Source organism: Enterovibrio norvegicus (genome assembly GCF_002876705.1).
Taxonomy (GTDB): Bacteria; Pseudomonadota; Gammaproteobacteria; order Enterobacterales; family Vibrionaceae; genus Enterovibrio; species Enterovibrio norvegicus_B.
This window is the reverse complement of the sequence record NZ_MDAG01000063.1, coordinates 1-688: the sequence shown is the minus strand read 5'-3', so window position 1 is coordinate 688 and position 688 is coordinate 1. Positions and strand designations below refer to the sequence as shown.

Genomic DNA, 688 nt, shown 5'->3' with positions numbered 1-688 from the left:
TGTTTTTAGTCCCCTTTAAGTCCTTGTTAGGGCTAGGTATCCAAAGGAATCTCATCCCAATCTTCCTCAACGCCATATGCCCAATCTATGGCTTTCCGGCGCTCCGATATTATCCCTTCGCTCAATTCACATTCTTGTCCAATGAGGCCGCAGTTTCTCGCATACCAGTGCATCCTATACAAAAGATCGGATTGCTCTTGTATTTCAGAGATAGGAAGAAGAGTGGCCTTTTGAATAAATTCGTTAGGATCAGTTTTAAATGGTATTTTGTGGGCTAGGTCGTCATCACAATGCTTAAAGTGGTTTAAGTCTGCAAGGCCAATGCACCACGCTAATGCCAGAGCACATTCGGTTAACCACGACATATTAATTTTATCTTGGTCTTCAATTATGTCGTGGTTAAGCTGCTCATTCTCGTAGCCGCTAACTTAAGACATCAGATCGTACTTGGTAAGGTGTTCAAGGAGATCCGTACCCTTTGCGTCGAATCCCAAACCAATGACGTATGCCAGGGCGCATAAACGGCCAGCTATATCCTGAGCCGTTCTAGGGTTTACCTCATGTAGATCTTCTATCCGAGGTAAACGCCCGGGCACTTCAATACCGATTGAACGTAGGTATTCAGTATTCTTGTTTTTTAGTTCTTCCATGCTCATTTCTCGGAGAGCCCTAACGCTGTGATAACGGG

The 688-nt window shown here is 44.5% G+C and carries 1 pseudogene; it reads right to left on the bottom strand.

Annotated features, from left to right (window positions below):
- Positions 1–32 precede the first annotated feature (32 nt).
- A pseudogene (locus tag BCT27_RS25925) lies at positions 33–650 on the bottom strand (DUF4272 domain-containing protein).
- Positions 651–688 lie beyond the last annotated feature (38 nt).